Here is a 12163-nt window from a genome sequence, read left to right as displayed (position 1 = left end):
CGCGCGGAGCGCATCGCGCCGCAGGCGCGATATCCCTCACCGCGTGCGGATGATCCGGTTGAAATGGCCCATCTTGCGGCCCGGTTTGACCTCGGCCTTGCCGTAAAGGTGGATGGCGACATCGCTTTCGCGCGACAGGTCCGGCACACGCTCCATGTCGGACCCGATGAGGTTCTCCATCACCACATCCGCGTGACGGCGCCCGTCGCCCAGCGGCCAGCCCGCGACCGCGCGGACATGCTGTTCGAACTGGTCCACGGCGCAGCCGTTCTGGGTCCAGTGGCCGGAATTGTGCACGCGCGGCGCGATTTCGTTCACGATCAGCCCCTGCGGCGTCACGAACAGTTCGACCCCCATGACGCCCACATAGTCCAAGGCGTTCAGGATGTTGGCCGCCAGCAGCACCGCATCGGTACGCTGAGACGGAGACAGCCGGGCGGGGACGGTGGTGGTATGCAGGATGCCCTCGCGATGCACGTTCTCGCCGGGATCGAAGCAGGCGACCTGGCCGTCCAGCCCCCGCGCGGCGATGATCGAAACCTCGTGAGTGAACTCCACGAAGCTTTCCAGGATCGCCGGAGCGCCCGCCATGTCCGCGAAGGCGGCCTCGGCATCTTCGGGGCTGCGCAACCGCGCCTGGCCCTTGCCGTCATAGCCGAACCGGCGCGTCTTCAGGATCGCGGGCGTGCCGATCGTCCCGATCGCGGCGCGCAGACTGTCCAGATCGGTTATGTCGGCGAAGGGGGCGGTGTTCAGGCCAAGCCCCTGCAGAAACGTCTTTTCGGTCAACCTGTCCTGGCTGACCCGCAGCGCCTCGCGCCCCGGACGGATCGGGCGGTGCGCCTCGAGCAGATCCAGCGCCTCGGTCGGGATGTTCTCGAATTCGTAGGTGACCACGTCGACCGAGGCGGCGAAGGCCTCAAGCGCGGCCGCATCCTCGTAGGCTGCGGTGGTGACGCGGTCGGCCACCTGCCCGGCGGGGGGATTGGCGCCGGGCTCGTAGATATGGGTGACAAAGCCCAGCCGGGCCGCCGCCACAGACAGCATCCGGCCCAGCTGGCCGCCGCCGAGAATGCCGATCACCGCGCCGGGCGCAAGCGCATCACTCATCGTTGGGTACCTCCGGAATCGAGGCGGAAAGCGCCGCGCGCCAGTCATCCAGCCGCTTGGCCAGCGCTGGATCCTGCAGGGCCAGGATGCCCGCCGCCATCAGACCGGCATTGGCCCCGCCGGCGGACCCGATGGCCATGGTCGCGACCGGGAAGCCCTTGGGCATCTGCACGATGGAATAAAGCGAGTCGACGCCGGACAGCGCCCGGGTCTGGACGGGAACGCCGATCACCGGAACCCGCGTCTTCGATGCCATCATGCCGGGCAGATGGGCCGCGCCGCCCGCGCCCGCGATGATCACCTGCAGCCCACGGTCCACCGCGGTCTTGCCGTAGTCCCACAGCCGGTCGGGCGTCCGGTGCGCCGAGACGATGCGGGCCTCGTAGGCCACGCCCAGTTCGTCAAGAATATCGGCCGCTTCCTTCATGGTCGGCCAGTCCGACTGGCTGCCCATGATGATCCCAACTTTGGTGTCGCCCATCCGCTCGTTCCCCGGCTTTGGAAAGAGCGCGCACTATAGCCAAATCGGCTGTTGTGGCAATGCGGTACGGTAGGCAAAAACAAGGCTTTCGGCACGCGGCGCAAGCAGTGCGAGGCCGGACGGTCTCAGGCGATGATGTCGGGGGTCAGGCGGTCTTCGATCAGCGCGATGATGTCCTTCAGGCGCAGTTTCTGCTTCTTCAGGCGCCGGATCGTCAGCTGGTCCGCCGTTCCCTTTTCCTCCAGCGCCACGATCGCCTCGTCGAGGTCACGGTGCTGGCGGCGGAACACTTCCAGTTCGACCCGGAGAACTTCATCGGATTTCATCGACAGATCGGTGGGCGCGTTCATGGGCGACTCGGTGTTTCTGTTACTGCTTGGCACACAGAATAGTGCGTCGGATTGAATCCGCCTAGACCTTGTGGTCATTGCGGTTTCTCCCCATGTTCTACGTAGCACGGTTGCCGCTACGGGGCCGGGCCATACGTCGCTTTGACAAAAAAGGACGAGGAAAACGTGTCGAAACTTACTCTTGGCTCCTATCCGCATCTGTTGGGGTTCGAGCAGTTGGAACGCCTTCTGGAACGTTCGGCCAAGGCCGGAAACGAAGGCTACCCGCCTTACAACATCGAACAGACTTCGGATCATTCGTACCGGATCACGCTGGCCGTGGCCGGGTTCGCCGAAGAGGATCTGTCGATCACCATCGAGGATCGCCAGCTTGTGATCCGCGGCCGTCAACGCGACGACAGCGAGGGGCGCGTGTTCCTGCATCGCGGGATCGCCGCGCGCCAGTTCCAGCGCATGTTCGTGCTGGCCGACGGTGTCGAGGTGGGAGAAGCCGTGATGGAGAACGGTCTGCTGCATATCGACCTAAGCCGTTCGGTTCCCGAAACCGTGGTGCAGACCATCAACATAAGGAAGGGGTAAGCGATGCACACACCATATGACTTCAAGGACGAAGGCAGCCGGATCGTTTACGTGAAGGCCGTCGACGTCGCCGACCTGCCGGAAGAGGTGCGGCTCCAGGCCGGAGACCGCGAGCATCTCTACGCGGTTCACGACGCCCAGGGCCACCAGCTGGCGCTTGTGGCCGACCGCAAGCTGGCCTTCGTGCTGGCCCGCCAGAACGACCTGTCGCCCGTCGCCGTCCACTGACCGGATTTGACGTGACAATTGCCGCCGGTTGGGCGAAACAAGCAGCCCGGTCGGCAGGGTCAGTCCATTGCGCGCCGGCTTGACCAATGCGGGAGAGGGCGGATGAGTTGGTTCGATTTCGATTGGGTGGACGCGTTCAGCGACCGCGCCTTCGGCGGCAACGGCTGCGCGGTGGTGCATGGTGGCGCAGCCTTGCCGACAGACATCTGTACCGCTTTCGTGCGTGAAACCTCGCTGGTCGAATGCACCTTCACCGGACCTTCCGAGATTGCCGACATCCGTGTGCGCTATTTCCTGGCCAGCCGCGAGATTCCCTTTGCCGGGCACCCGACCATCGCCACCGTCGCCGCCATGCGCAGTCGCGGACTGGTTGCGGGCGACCGGCTGACGCTCGAGACGGGCGCTGGCATCGTGCCGATCCGGCTGGGCGGCGACGCGATCGAGATGACGCAGGTAGCGCCGCGCTTCGGCGCGATGATCCCCGCCGAGCTGGTGGCCGCAACTATCGGCCTTGACCCTTCCGCGATCGTCTCGCCGCCGCAGATGGTGTCCACCGGCCTGCCGTTTTGCATCACGGTTCTGCGCGACCACGATGCGCTGCGGGCGGCGCGGCTGAACGTGGCCGCCTTGCGCCAGCTGACGGAAAGCCAGGGCTACCCCGACACCGACATGATGGAGCCTTTCCTGGTGACGTTGCAGGGGGCCACCGACCGGGGCGACACCTTTTCGCGTCTGCTTCTGGCGCCGCCCAGCCCGCCCGAGGACCCGTTCACCGGCTCGGCCACCGGCGCGATGGCGGCCTATCTCTGGAAACACGGGCTGATGGACAAGGACAGCTTCGTTGCCGAGCAGGGCCACGACATGGGCCGCCCGGGACGCGCCACCGTGACCCGCGTAGGACCGGCTGAGGCGATGACCGGGATCAAGGTTGCAGGCCAGGGGTTCGTTCTGATGCGCGGTCAGGTCGATCTTTCCAGTGCAGCCGCTCATTGAACTGCCGCAGATGAAACAGGATCCCGTCAGCGTTCACGTCTACTCCGTCGAACCCGCCGAGCACTTCGAAAAGCAGTTTCCGGGGGGCGTCGCCAGCCTCAACGGGCGCACCTACACGTTCGGCCCCGATATCCCCGCATCGGCGGATGCCCTGATCGTGTTCAACCGAACGCATTACACGATGCGGACGTCGCTGCCCAGGGAGCGCACGGCGATCGTTGCGGCCGAGCCCGAGGTGATCTACGGCTACAAGAAGAAATACCTCGAGCAATTCGGCATCGCCGTCACGACCAGCCCCAAGCCGTTGGACACCGACGCCTGGCGCACCGCGACCTGCTGGTTCTGGTATGCGGGCATCAATTTCGAACATCCGACCGACGTGGGCCTGATCCGGGGCTTCGACTATTTTGCGTCGCTTGAGCCGCCCGCCAAGACGGACAAGATTTCCATCGTCACCTCGAACAAGACCCTCACGGAGTTTCAGCGTCGGCGCATCCGCTTCGTCGAGCAGATCGCCCGCAGGATTCCGGATCACCTTGAAATCTTCGGTCGCGGCACGCGGCAGGTCGCCGACAAGGCGGACGCGCTGCTGCCATACAAGTATCACGTCGCGCTGGAAAACTGCGGCGGCCCGGACACCTGGACCGAGAAATTCGCCGATCCGGTGCTGTGCTGGACCTTTCCGTTTTACGCCGGCTGCGACAACCTTGCGGATTACGTGCCCGAAGGCAGTTTCGCCCCGATCGATCTGGACGATCCCGAGGGCGCGGCGGATCTAATGGTCGAAAGCGTGAACAGCGGCCGTTGGGAAAAGGCGCAAAAGGAAATCGAACGGGCCCGCGATGCCATTCTGCGGCGCTACAACATCGCATTCCTGTTCGACCGCCTCGCGACCGCGATGCTTGAGCGACCGGTCGGCGAGGGCGCGGACAAGCCGCGCCACATCTGGTCCGAGCGTACCTTCCTGCCCGAAAAGGGAACCCGCGGCAACATTGCCGACTGGATGGCCCGGAACGCGCTGTTGATGCTGGACAAGCAGGCCGAAGAGCGGATCAAGCACGCCCTGCTGGCTCGCAAGGCGAGGAAGAGGGCAAAACGTGCGTAACGCGACGAAACGGCAAGACCCGGCAATCGCCTTTCTGCCCTATGGGCAGACCGCTGGCCCCGATCTCAGGTCCAAACCGGTATCCGAACTGACTTGGCCATTGGGCATGCCCGACCGACTGCAAGGCCGCACAGTCGGAGAGATGTCGCCGGACGATCATCTGATCGTCACACCCAAGACCAGCCTCTACTTCCGCCGGGATTTCGGAACAGCGGCCAGGGTTTCAGTGGTGATCGTCGAACCGTCGACGATCCACCGCAAGCATCTGCTCTTGATGCAGGTTTTTCATCGCCGCTTCTTTCGCGTCTTTTCGTTCAACGAGGATCTGCTTGGCCGGATTCCAAACGGAGTCTTCCTGCCGTTCGGGCTGACTTACGTGCCGGAATGGCGCGAGTTGAAGCCGGAAAAGAAGGAAATGGCCTCGTTGATCGCGTCCAGCAAACGCGACACCGAGGGGCACCGGTTGCGCCATTCCATCGTGGACTGGGTGCAGCGGACAGGGCAGAACGTAGAGGTTATGGGCCGCGGCTACGCTCCGTTCGAGGACAAGGCCGACGGGCTTGCGCCCTACCGCTATTCTGTCGTGATCGAGAATACGCGGGAACCGAATTATTTCACCGAAAAACTGATCGACGCCATCCTGTGCGACACCGTGCCGATCTACTGGGGTTGCCCCAACATCGAACGGTTCATGGACCCGTCGGGCATGATCCTTTGCAACAGCGAGGCCGACATACGACGGGCGGTCGAAGCCGCATCGGTCGAGGATTTCGCGAAACGTCTGCCGCTTGTCCGGGGCCTGAAGCCGGCCGCGGCGGAGTTCGCCGACTATGATAGACGGGCGGTCAAGGCGCTGCGGGATCAGCTCTGAACGGCTTGCGCCGGGGCGCTGCCGCGCTCAGCCTTCGTCCTGGGCAACGAGGCGCTGCAACTCGCGCTTCACCAGGCGGGGTACGAAAATATACGTGCCGTCGCGGAGATAACTCTTGGAAAGCAAATCGAAAATGTCCCGCGAAATGATGACGGGCAGGTATTCCGTGTGTTTCTGCGATACGACCTGATGCTCGGTTTCCAGGTCCGAAATGTCGTAGCCGACCGTCAGGCTATTGTCTTTCGAAGGTGCGTATCCCAGCAGGGACAGCCGGTGATAGAACTCGGCGCCATACTTGTCGGCGCCTTGATCCGAAGCCCGGAACAGGATCTTACGCCCGTCCGCGATGTCGATGATCTTTCTGAGAGTGATGTCGGTCGGATCCGCGATCGTGACCTTTTCATAGTCGGCGGCGATGGTGCGCAGACTGACTTCGTCGTTCGGCGTGTCGACCCTGCCGCCGTCCGAGGCGGTGACGAACCTGCTTTTCTGCTCCTTGTCGCCGACGATCAGGATCTGTTTCTTGTCCCAGCCTCTTTCCTTTTCGTATTCGCGGATTCGGCGCACGGCGATTTCGACGCGGTGGGGCGGCAGGTCGTATTCGTGCATTCCGGGCAGAAACAGATGCTCGTCAACGACCGGGAAAAGCACGTACTCGCCCGCGTCTTCCGAATTGAACTGATCGAGAACCCGCTCGAACCCTTCATCCCCGTCCGATGCTTTGAACCTTCCCCACAGGTTCGTGTAAGGCGGCTTGCGCGAGGCTATGGTCGGGCCCAGGGTGGGGTCGTCGGCAACAAGGCTCTTGGCGATCTGGTCTCCTTCGCCGACAAACAGCAGCGAAAAGCCAGGTGCAAAGGTAAAGCGCGCGGTGCCTTCCGATATGGCTTTCTCCAGCTTGTCCTGCGCCGCCCCGACCAGATCCTTCCAGTTGTTCTTGTTGATCCGTCGCCACAACTGCCGGATTCCGGCTACGCCGAATGCGTAGATGATGATGTTCGGCAGGTGATACATCAGGTGCTGCTTGCCGACCGGTTTTCCGACCAGGCTCCAGACATAGTCCAGCGCCTTGGCCAAGCGTTCGGGCAATAGGAAGAAACCGGGCAGGATTTCTATGAGTTTTTCGCCGACCTCCGGAAAGATGACCAGAACCGAGGCGAAGAACAGCGAGATCCCCGCGGCCACCTTCAGCATGAACCGACCGAAGGACGAGGTTTCCGGAAACTCGTGGTTCAGAAACGGCTCCACGTCGGTGACGTCCAGCCTGTCGCCTTTCCGTATCGCCTCGGCAATCCTGACAAGGGCCTTCTTCGATAGCGTTCGGTCCATGTTTCTTCTCGGCGCGTATTCCCGGTCAATGGGCCAAGCCCGGTTTTCGGTCGATGCGGTCTGCGGCTAACCCGTTTCAATGCGGCGTTTCTTTGTAATGGACGGTTACGCAGCCCTTGGTGTTCGGATGTTGCAAGTGATGAAACCGGATAGCAAGGTTTCTGTCGCAACGGCCGGGTGCCGCTTGCCAGACGAAAAACGGCCCCCGGAAACCGGAGGCCGTTGAAGCAAAGCAAATCCGTCGCCTGTCAGCTGGCGGCGATCAGGCCCATCTGTTCCAGCTTGAGGATGACCTGGTGGGCGCAGTTGTCGACATCGACGTTCTCGGTCTCGACGCGCAGTTCCGGGTTTTCGGGCACGTCATAGGGGTCGGAGATGCCGGTGAACTCCTTGATCTTGCCCTCGCGCGCCAGCTTGTAGAGGCCCTTGCGGTCGCGGCGTTCGCATTCCTCGATCGAGGTCGCCACATGTACCTCGCAGAAGGCGCCGAAGGCTTCGATCTCTTCGCGCACCGCGCGGCGGGTGGTGGCATAGGGCGCGATGGGCGCGCAGATGGCGATGCCGCCATTCTTGGTGATCTCGCTCGCCACATAGCCGATACGGCGGATGTTGAGGTCGCGGTGCTCTTTCGAGAAGCCCAGTTCCGAACTGAGGTTCTTGCGCACGATGTCGCCGTCGAGCAGCGTCACCGGGCGGTCGCCCATCTCCATCAGCTTGACCATCAGAGCGTTGGCGATGGTCGACTTGCCGGAACCCGAGAAGCCGGTGAAGAACACGGTAAAGCCCTGCTGCGAACGCGGCGGGAAGCGGTTGCGCAACTCCTGCACCACTTCGGGGAACGAGAACCATTCCGGGATCTCCAGCCCCTCGCGCAGACGGCGGCGCAGCTCGGTGCCCGAGATGTTCAGGATGGTGACGTTGTCCTTGTCCTCGATCTCGTCGCTGGGCTCGTACTGGGCGCGCTCCTGCACGTAGACCATCTGTTTGAAATCGACCATCTCTATGCCGATCTCGTCCTGGTAGTGACGGAACAGATCCTGCGCGTCGTAGGGCCCGTAGAAATCCTCGCCAGCCGAGTTCTTGCCCGGGCCGGCATGGTCGCGGCCGACGATGAAATGGGTGCAGCCGTGGTTCTTGCGGATCAGCCCGTGCCAGACCGCCTCGCGCGGGCCGGCCATGCGCATGGCGAGGTTCAAGAGCGACATCGAGGTGGTTGCGGCCGGGTACTTGTCCAGCACCGCCTCGTAGCAGCGCACGCGGGTGAAGTGATCGACATCGCCCGGCTTGGTCATGCCGACGACCGGGTGGATCAGCAGGTTGGCCTGCGCCTCCTTGGCGGCGCGGAAGGTCAGTTCCTGGTGCGCGCGGTGCAAGGGGTTGCGGGTCTGGAAGGCGACGATGCGGCGCCAGCCCAGCTTGCGGAAATAGGCGCGCAGTTCGTTCGGCGTGTCGCGGCGGGCCTTGAAGTCATAGTGGATCGGCGGCTGGATGCCGACGACCGGGCCGCCCAGATAGACCTTGCCGGCCGCGTTGTGCAGGTAGTTCACCGCCGGATGCGCGATGTCATCGGCGCCGAACACCTTGGCGGCCTCGTTCGACTTGTCCGGGGTCCAGCGGTCGGTGACGGTCATGGTGGCGAGAATCACGCCTTCCTGGTCGCGCAGCGCGATGTCCTGGCCCAGTTCGATCTTTTCGGCGAAGGCCTCGTTCACGTCCAGCGTGATCGGCATCGGCCAGAGGGTGCCGTCGGCCAGCCGCATGTCCTCGACCACGCCGTTGTAGTCGGCTTCGCTGAGGAACCCCTTGAGCGGGTTGAACCCGCCGTTCATCAGCAGTTCCAAGTCGCAGATCTGGCGCGGGGTCAGATCCCAGCTGGTCAGATCCGCCGCTTCGACCTTCAGTTTCTGCGCCGAGTCGTAGGAAACGTACAGTTCGGGAATCGGGGCCAGATTGCTCAACATCGTCATTTGAATTCTCTTGTCGGTTCGGTTGTGATTTCCGGTGCTTCCGGGGTCGTCTTGCGGGGCATTTGACGCGTCGTCCGGCCGATGTCCAGACGGGGTGCAGCAAGTAAGGACGTTTTGTGCCGTTTTTGCGCAGATCGGAAGAAAATCCCGGTTCGCGGCGCCGAATTGGACGGCAATCCGTGAAATGCCCATCTCAGGCCGAGTTGCGGGACTGGCGTTCCTTGATTCCGAGAATCGAATCCAGTTCCGAGGCGCAGGCAACGGGCAATGCGGCAATGGGCACCGAAACGCCGCGCAGGGTGAATTCCTGCAGATCCAGCTCCCCGGTTTCGATGCCGGCGGCCTGCAGAATGGCGGCTGACACCAGAAGTTCCACCTTCTGCGCCTTGGTTTCCGCCTCCAGGCGGCTGGCGACGTTGACGGTGTCGCCGATGATGGTGCGGGTTGCATGTCCGGCGGCGCCGATCTCGCCCAGCACGAGGTTGCCCAAATGCAGGCCCATGCCGATCCGGATCGCCGAGGCGTTCTCGTCGGTGAGCCGGCGGTTGAAACGCTCCAGCGCGCGGCCGACCTCGACGGCGGCCTTCAGTCCCGCGCGGGCGGAACTGGCCGCATCGCGGGTTTCGAACACGGCCAGCAGACCGTCGCCCAGATACTTGTCGACAACGCCGCCAGCGCCGGTGATCGCGGGAACGATGGCGTCGAAAAAGCGGTTCAGCAGGAACACCACGTCATAGGGCAGCTGACCCGTGGTGCGCGCCGTGAAGCCGCGCATGTCCAGAAACAGGATGGCAAGCTGACGTTCCTGCCCCTGGCTGGCGTGGGCGCGGCTCTTGCGGCCGTCGGGGCGGAAGACCCGCAGGACGGTTGAAGGATGCGCGGGCCGGATCTGGCAGGCCAGCCGCGTTCCGGGCTCCGCCCCGACGGCGGCCAAGCTGCGCGCCTCGATCTCTCCCGGGGGGTGCAGCAGATCGGCGCCTTCCTCGACGATGACCCGGCAGGTCGTGCAGCGCCCCTTGCCGCCGCAGAGCGCGGTATGGGGGATGCGGTTGGCCCGAGACATCTCGAGCAGCGTCATGCCCAGTTCCGAGCGGATTTCGGGACCGTCCACGTAGCGGATGCGCACCGTGTGACGCCGGCGCCAGATCTTGCGCCCCAGGTAGACAGCCGCCGTCAGAGCCAGCAACGCCCAGAACACCGCGTGGGCCCAATCCTTGACCGAAAAAAGCGTCTGGAATTCCTGCTCGCCGGGCCAGTTGAAATGGTCGACATAGGCCGCGCGAAGTTGCTCGTCGCCAAAGTCCGACATCATCCGCCGCCCTTCGGTGATCAACCCGGCAAAGGCGAAGGCGGGGACCAGCACCGCCGCGCCGATCAGATAGGGCGCGACGCTGCGCCACCAGCGCGTGAGCCGCAGCCACAGGTGCAGACCGATGCAGCCGTGGATCCAGACCAGCAGCAGCAAAAGGCTCTGGAACCACACGGATTCGTTGGGCCACATCAGGATGATGAGATAGCTCATCTCGTCATTGACGCCGAACACCTCATGCGCAAACCGGGTGTGGACGAGATGCGGCAGCAGTTGCAGCGGGATCAGCAGGCCCAAGGCCACCTGCAGGCCCATGCTGAAGGGCATCCGCAAGGTGCGCCTCTGCGCCAGAGAGAGCAGGGCCAGGCCGACATGGATCAGCAGCGCCCCATAAAGGATGATCGTTCCCGCGAGGCTGCGAGAGATCACCTGCCTCGCGTCCTGAAAGTCGTTCATCCACACCGGGTCCAGCAGGCCCAGACCGATGTTGATGAAATGGAAGAACGCGTAGGTGAAAAGGATCAGACCGGTTGCGAGCCTGAGTCGTGTGGTCCAGCTTCCGCGCCAGATTGCCCTCGCCAACGACATCTCCGGGTGTTGTCCGTCGAGACGACTTTGCGACGCGGGTCACGGAGGGTCAAGACACAGCTCCGTGCGGGCCAAAACGCAATCGGGCCAGCCCCTTGCCCGGGGCCGGCCCCTGTCATGCGATGATGTCAGCCGTCCTGTTCCGCCAGGAACCGCTCGGCGTCCAGCGCGGCCATGCAGCCCATGCCGGCCGATGTTACGGCCTGGCGGTACTTGTGATCGGTAAGGTCGCCGGCGGCAAAGACGCCCGGAACCGAGGTTTCGGTCGAGCCCGGCTTGACCACGACGTAACCGCCCATGTGGGTTTCCAGCACGTCCTTGACCAGTTCGTTCGCCGGCGCGTGGCCGATGGCGATGAACACGCCCTTGCATGGGATTTCGGTGATCTCGCCGGTCTTGACGTTCCTGACCTTGACGCCTTCGACGCCCAGCGGGTCTTCGGTGCCGATCACTTCTTCAAGCACGTTGAACCACAGCGTTTCGATCTTTTCGTGCTTGAACAGGCGGTCCTGCAGGATCTTTTCCGCGCGCAGCTCGTCGCGGCGGTGGACCAGCGTCACCTTGCTGGCGAAATTGGTCAGGAACAGCGCCTCTTCGACGGCCGTGTTGCCGCCGCCGACCACCACGATTTCCTGACCGCGGTAGAAGAATCCGTCACAGGTGGCGCAGGCCGACACGCCGAACCCCTTGAACTTGTCCTCGGACGGCAGGCCCAGCCACTTGGCGCGGGCACCGGTGGCGAGGATCACGGCATCCGCGGTATAGGTCGTTCCGTTGTCGCCCCTGGCGTTGAAGGGGCGTTTGCTCAGGTCCAGATCGGTGATGATGTCGCCGATGACCTCGCAACCCATTGCGGCGGCGTGCTCCTGCATCTTGATCATCAGGTCCGGGCCCTGAACCTCGGTGAAGCCGGGATAGTTCTCGACATCGGTGGTCGTGGTCAGCTGGCCGCCCGGTTCGATCCCCTGCACCAGAATCGGATTCAGCATGGCGCGGCTGGCATAGACGCCCGCGGAATAGCCTGCGGGTCCCGACCCGATGATCAGAACCCTGGTGTGACGTGTTTCGGCCATGATACCCCCAAAAAACTGCCGCAGCGATCTTGCTGTCCTCGGGGCTTGGATATAGCGACCGCCGACGCGGGCTTAAACCCCCTACGTCGCGTGTGCTCACGACTGAAGGGCTTGGCCAATGCGCGGAAAAAGAGCATTGCAAATGAACAATATTGCTCGGGCGTGAAATATTATTGCGCA

At 63.4% G+C, this 12163-nt stretch carries 12 protein-coding genes; 5 read left to right on the top strand and 7 right to left on the bottom strand.

The genetic code is table 11. The features are described from left to right. Positions 1-36: 36 nt before the first annotated feature. From FGK63_RS02045 to FGK63_RS02035, 3 genes are all read right to left on the bottom strand, one after another. Complete coding sequence (locus FGK63_RS02045) at positions 37-1110, bottom strand: 5-(carboxyamino)imidazole ribonucleotide synthase (protein WP_138839934.1); 1074 nt, start codon at positions 1108-1110, stop codon at positions 37-39. Further along, complete coding sequence (purE, locus tag FGK63_RS02040; protein WP_138839933.1) at positions 1103-1591, bottom strand: 5-(carboxyamino)imidazole ribonucleotide mutase; 489 nt, start codon at positions 1589-1591, stop codon at positions 1103-1105. Before purE ends, FGK63_RS02045 begins: the two co-directional genes overlap by 8 nt. 125 nt (positions 1592-1716) lie before the next feature. After that, complete coding sequence (locus tag FGK63_RS02035; RefSeq protein ID WP_138839932.1) at positions 1717-1941, bottom strand: YdcH family protein; 225 nt, start codon at positions 1939-1941, stop codon at positions 1717-1719. Positions 1942-2106: 165 nt separating this feature from the next. Between FGK63_RS02035 and FGK63_RS02030 the strand changes: the two genes are divergently transcribed. The 5 genes from FGK63_RS02030 (at position 2107) to FGK63_RS02010 (ending at position 5717) form a co-directional block, all read left to right on the top strand. After that, a complete protein-coding gene (locus FGK63_RS02030; protein WP_138839931.1) occupies positions 2107-2520 on the top strand; it encodes an Hsp20 family protein in 414 nt (137 codons plus the stop codon). 3 nt (positions 2521-2523) lie between these two features. Beyond that, positions 2524-2748, top strand: coding sequence for a DUF1150 family protein (locus tag FGK63_RS02025; protein ID WP_138839930.1), 225 nt, complete (start codon positions 2524-2526; stop codon positions 2746-2748). A 102-nt stretch (positions 2749-2850) separates the two neighbouring features. Further along, entirely contained in the window at positions 2851-3741 is an 891-nt protein-coding gene (locus FGK63_RS02020) for a PhzF family phenazine biosynthesis protein (RefSeq protein ID WP_138839929.1), read from the top strand. Between the two features lie 10 nt (positions 3742-3751). After that, positions 3752-4846 carry a glycosyltransferase family 10 domain-containing protein gene (locus FGK63_RS02015; RefSeq protein WP_218961090.1) on the top strand — a complete coding sequence of 365 codons (1095 nt, stop codon included), beginning with the start codon at positions 3752-3754 and terminating at the stop codon, positions 4844-4846. Beyond that, positions 4839-5717 (top strand): glycosyltransferase family 10 domain-containing protein, encoded by an 879-nt coding sequence (locus tag FGK63_RS02010; protein WP_246043901.1) that lies wholly within the window; start codon positions 4839-4841, stop codon positions 5715-5717. The genes FGK63_RS02015 and FGK63_RS02010 overlap by 8 nt, the downstream gene beginning before the upstream one ends. 27 nt (positions 5718-5744) lie before the next feature. Here the strand turns inward: FGK63_RS02010 and FGK63_RS02005 are convergent, their stop codons facing one another. The 4 genes from FGK63_RS02005 to trxB all read right to left on the bottom strand — a co-directional run bounded on the left by FGK63_RS02005 (position 5745) and on the right by trxB (position 11983). Further along, positions 5745-7046 carry a hypothetical protein gene (locus FGK63_RS02005; protein ID WP_138839927.1) on the bottom strand — a complete coding sequence of 434 codons (1302 nt, stop codon included), beginning with the start codon at positions 7044-7046 and terminating at the stop codon, positions 5745-5747. A 248-nt stretch (positions 7047-7294) separates the two neighbouring features. Further along, positions 7295-9013: a bifunctional sulfate adenylyltransferase/adenylylsulfate kinase gene (locus FGK63_RS02000; protein ID WP_138839926.1), complete on the bottom strand. Its 1719-nt coding sequence runs from the start codon at positions 9011-9013 to the stop codon at positions 7295-7297. A gap of 193 nt (positions 9014-9206) precedes the next feature. Beyond that, on the bottom strand, positions 9207-10904 hold the full coding sequence (locus FGK63_RS01995; RefSeq protein ID WP_138839925.1) for an adenylate/guanylate cyclase domain-containing protein: 1698 nt from the start codon (positions 10902-10904) through the stop codon (positions 9207-9209). A 134-nt stretch (positions 10905-11038) separates the two neighbouring features. Beyond that, a complete protein-coding gene (gene trxB / locus FGK63_RS01990; RefSeq protein WP_138839924.1) occupies positions 11039-11983 on the bottom strand; it encodes a thioredoxin-disulfide reductase in 945 nt (314 codons plus the stop codon). Positions 11984-12163: the final 180 nt, after the last annotated feature.

Source organism: Ruegeria sediminis, from assembly GCF_005938215.1.
Taxonomy (GTDB): domain Bacteria; phylum Pseudomonadota; class Alphaproteobacteria; order Rhodobacterales; family Rhodobacteraceae; genus Ruegeria; species Ruegeria sediminis.
This window is presented reverse-complemented; position numbering and strand designations above follow the sequence as displayed.

What these genes read in the sequence shown, in the direction of transcription:
- FGK63_RS02045 (WP_138839934.1), bottom strand. Translation starts at nt 1,110, where the DNA reads ATGAGTGATGCGCTTGCGCCCGGCGCGGTGATCGGCATTCTCGGCGGC.
- purE (WP_138839933.1), bottom strand. Translation starts at nt 1,591, where the DNA reads ATGGGCGACACCAAAGTTGGGATCATCATGGGCAGCCAGTCGGACTGG.
- FGK63_RS02035 (WP_138839932.1), bottom strand. Translation starts at nt 1,941, where the DNA reads ATGAACGCGCCCACCGATCTGTCGATGAAATCCGATGAAGTTCTCCGG.
- FGK63_RS02025 (WP_138839930.1), top strand. Translation starts at nt 2,524, where the DNA reads ATGCACACACCATATGACTTCAAGGACGAAGGCAGCCGGATCGTTTAC.
- FGK63_RS02020 (WP_138839929.1), top strand. Translation starts at nt 2,851, where the DNA reads ATGAGTTGGTTCGATTTCGATTGGGTGGACGCGTTCAGCGACCGCGCC.
- FGK63_RS02015 (WP_218961090.1), top strand. Translation starts at nt 3,752, where the DNA reads ATGAAACAGGATCCCGTCAGCGTTCACGTCTACTCCGTCGAACCCGCC.
- FGK63_RS02005 (WP_138839927.1), bottom strand. Translation starts at nt 7,046, where the DNA reads ATGGACCGAACGCTATCGAAGAAGGCCCTTGTCAGGATTGCCGAGGCG.
- FGK63_RS02000 (WP_138839926.1), bottom strand. Translation starts at nt 9,013, where the DNA reads ATGACGATGTTGAGCAATCTGGCCCCGATTCCCGAACTGTACGTTTCC.
- trxB (WP_138839924.1), bottom strand. Translation starts at nt 11,983, where the DNA reads ATGGCCGAAACACGTCACACCAGGGTTCTGATCATCGGGTCGGGACCC.